The organism is Stenotrophomonas sp. 2YAF22 (assembly GCF_052114665.1).
GTDB lineage: Bacteria > Pseudomonadota > Gammaproteobacteria > Xanthomonadales > Xanthomonadaceae > Stenotrophomonas > Stenotrophomonas indicatrix.
The window spans coordinates 1-3,118 of the sequence record NZ_JBFRFE010000527.1; the positions used below are offsets into that span (position 1 = coordinate 1).

General features: G+C 67.1%; 5 protein-coding genes. All 5 read left to right on the forward strand.

The window, feature by feature from the left end:
* A partial coding sequence (locus tag AB4Y84_RS17590; RefSeq protein WP_442250553.1) for a YeeE/YedE family protein occupies window positions 1–208 on the forward strand: 208 nt, incomplete at its 5' end.
* The gene (locus tag AB4Y84_RS17595) at window positions 205–618 is read left to right on the forward strand and encodes a DUF6691 family protein (protein ID WP_336027675.1); all 414 of its coding nucleotides are present in this window, start codon (window positions 205–207) and stop codon (window positions 616–618) included. The genes AB4Y84_RS17590 and AB4Y84_RS17595, both read left to right, overlap by 4 nt.
* Before the next feature lie 63 nt (window positions 619–681).
* The gene (locus tag AB4Y84_RS17600) at window positions 682–1,734 is read left to right on the forward strand and encodes a linear amide C-N hydrolase (RefSeq protein ID WP_442244781.1); all 1,053 of its coding nucleotides are present in this window, start codon (window positions 682–684) and stop codon (window positions 1,732–1,734) included.
* A 42-nt stretch (window positions 1,735–1,776) separates the two neighbouring features.
* Window positions 1,777–2,496 (forward strand): helix-turn-helix domain-containing protein, encoded by a 720-nt coding sequence (locus AB4Y84_RS17605; RefSeq protein ID WP_442250554.1) that lies wholly within the window; start codon window positions 1,777–1,779, stop codon window positions 2,494–2,496.
* Window positions 2,497–2,563: 67 nt separating this feature from the next.
* On the forward strand, window positions 2,564–3,118 hold a 555-nt coding region (locus tag AB4Y84_RS17610), incomplete at its 3' end, for an EamA family transporter (protein ID WP_442250555.1).

Sequence of the window (3,118 nt, forward strand, 5' to 3'; positions counted from 1 at the left end):
GCTGCGTGACGCACTGCCGGCCTGGCAATTGATCGGTGCCGGTGTGCTGGTGGGCTTCGGTACGCGGCTGGGCAATGGCTGCACCAGCGGCCACGGTGTCTGTGGCCTCGCCCGTGGTTCACGACGATCCCTGATGGCGGTGCTGGTGTTCATGGCCTGCGCGATGCTCACCACGTTCCTGGTACGCCACGGCGGAGGCCTGGCATGAGCCGCAGCGTCTGGTTCGCAGGCGCGGCCGGTGGCCTGTTCGGTGCCGGCCTCGCGCTGGCCGGCATGACCGACCCGCGTCGCGTGCTCGGTTTCCTCGATGTGGCTGGCGACTTCGATCCCACGCTGGCCTGGGTGCTGGCGTCGGCGCTGCTGGTCAGTGCACTGGGTCAATTCTGGCTGCGGCGGCGGCAGCGGCCATGCTGCGCCGAGCGCTTTCAGCTGCCGACGACGCAGACTGTCGACGCGCGTTTGCTGTTGGGGGCTGCAGTGTTCGGCATCGGCTGGGGCTGGGTCGGCTATTGCCCCGGGCCAGCGCTGGCCGCATTGGCGGTGGGGGCGCGCGAAGCCCTGTGGTTCGTGCCAGCAATGGCCGCCGGTTTCTGGCTGCATGATCGCTGGTGGCGTTGAGGCTTCACGTTCATCTCACCGTTGCGGGGTTCAGATCACCCTTCCCGGGGAACGGAGCACGACATGGCACGGAAGAAATGGAAAGGCAGCGCATTGCTGGCGGCGGCGCTGGCGACGGCGGCAATGCCGGCGATGGCCTGCACGCGCGCGGTGTATCTGGGCGACAACGGTGATGTCATCACCGCCCGCTCGATGGACTGGAAAGTGGACGTGGCCACCAATCTCTACGTGTTGCCGCGTGGCATTGCGCGCACCGGAAAGGCGGGGCCGGGGTCGATCGCCTGGACTGCACGCTACGGCAGCGTGGTAGCCACCGGCTATGACATTTCCACCACCGATGGCATGAACGAGAAGGGCCTGGTCGCCAACCTGCTGTGGCTGGTGGAGTCGGAATATCCGGCCCAGCGCAGCGGCAAGCCCGGCTTGTCCATCTCGTTGTGGGCGCAGTACGTGCTGGATAATTTCGCGACGGTGGAAGAGGCGGTGACCGCCCTGCAGCGCGAGCCGTATTCGATCGTCACCGACAAGGTGCCTGGCGAGGACCGCCAGGCAACGCTGCACCTGTCGCTGTCCGATGCGACGGGTGACAGCGCGATCGTCGAATACATCGGCGGGCGCCAGGTGATCCACCACGATCGCCGCTACCAGGTGATGACCAATTCGCCGATCTTCGACCAGCAGTTGGCGTTGAACAGCTACTGGCAGCAGATCGGTGGCACCGTGATGCTGCCGGGCACCAACCGTTCGGCCGACCGCTTCGCGCGCGCGTCGTTCTACATCAACGCGATTCCGAAAGCGGAAGATCCGGTGGAGGCGCTGGCCAGTGTGTTCAGCGTGATTCGCAACGTATCGGTACCGTTCGGCATCACCACGCCGGGCGAGCCCAACATCTCGTCCACCCGCTGGCGCACGGTCGCCGACCACAAGCGGCGCCTGTACTTCTTCGAGTCGGCGCTGACCCCGAACACGTTCTGGGTCGATCTGACCAAGGTCGATTTCGGCGGCAAGGTGCTCAAGCTTGATCTGGGCCGCGACCAGCGCAATACGTTTGCCGGGGATGCGCTGCAGCACTTCGTGCCCAGCGCACCGTTTACCTTCCTCGGCGTGGAGGGTTAGCGCAACATTGCGGCCCGGCAGCGGCGCGCGCACACTGGGCGAATGGGCGCCATTTTCCATCTACGGCACTACGGTCAGGCCACCGGCCTGGATCGCCACGACTATGCGCAGTGGGTGCTGCCACTGCTGGGTGAGCTGCAGTTCGAGACGGAGGGCAGGGGCGGCCGTCTTGACCTTCTGCAGGGGGCATTCGTGGCTGCCGGCGAGGCGCACGACCAGATGGCCGATGGTCCCAACGGTTTCGTGATTGTCGACTGCGGGCCGAGTGTGCTCGATGACGCGACCCAGGAGTATCTGTRCCGGCAGCGCTGGCTGCATCTACCTGCGTCACTGCGGCAGCGGCTTGCCCGGGTGCAGGCAGGGCAGCCGGTGCCTGCGCTGTTGCCGGAACTGCTGCGGACCTTCGCGCCTGCCGGTAGTGGTGCCCGCCTGCAGGGCCTGTGCGCTGCGGTCGAGGCGATGCCGGGGCAGGCGTGGTCGGTGGCGCGCATGGCTGCCTTTGTCGGCATCAGTGAAAGCCGCCTGCATGCGGTGTTCCGGCGTGAGTTCGGGCTCAGCCCGCAGGCGTGGCTCAGTGCCAGTCGCCTGCGCTGGGCCAAGCACCAGTTGCGGGTCAGCCCGGCATCGATCAGCGATATCGCACTGGCCGCAGGGTATTCCGAGCAGAGTGCACTGACCCGTGCGCTGCGCCGCGAATGCGGGCAGACGCCGGCGGCATGGCGGCGAGCCACACCCAACGCTGCGCAAGCGAACCGGCAGTAGCCTCGGTCAAGACCGGCCGGCAAGGGGCCGCTTACACTGCGCGGCCCGTTCTTGCTGTGATCCTGCAATGCGCAACAACCCGATTGCCCTGGGCATCGCCAATGGCATCGCCGCCGGTGCGCTGTGGGGCGTGGTCTTCCTCGCGCCCGCCGTGTTGAGCACGTTCAATGCCCTGCAGCTTTCCGCCGGCCGCTATCTGGTCTATGGCCTGATCGCCGTGGTCCTGCTGCTGCCGCGCTGGAAGCGGCTGGCGCCGAAGCTCGGTCGCGCCGAGTGGATCGGCCTGTTGTGGCTGAGCCTGGCCGGCAACCTGGTGTACTTCCTGCTGTTGGCCACGGCGGTGCAGTGGGCCGGTGGCGCCGCTGCTTCGTTGATTGTCGGCCTGATTCCGGTCGTGGTCACCCTGGTGGGCGTGCGCGAGCAGGGTGCGGTGCCGTTGAAGCAGCTGCTGCCGGCGCTGGCGCTGTGCGTGCTCGGCGTAGCGATGGTCGGCTGGGAGGCGCTGATGTCCGAGCATCTGGGCACGCCTTGGCGGCAACGCCTGATCGGCCTGCTGTGCGCGTTCGGTGCGTTGTTCTCGTGGGCGCTGTATTCCATCGGCAACAGCCGCTGGCTGTCGCGG

Excerpts from the sequence above, each read along its gene's own strand:
- AB4Y84_RS17595 (WP_336027675.1), top strand. The coding sequence starts at position 205 with ATGAGCCGCAGCGTCTGGTTCGCAGGCGCGGCCGGTGGCCTGTTCGGT.
- AB4Y84_RS17600 (WP_442244781.1), top strand. The coding sequence starts at position 682 with ATGGCACGGAAGAAATGGAAAGGCAGCGCATTGCTGGCGGCGGCGCTG.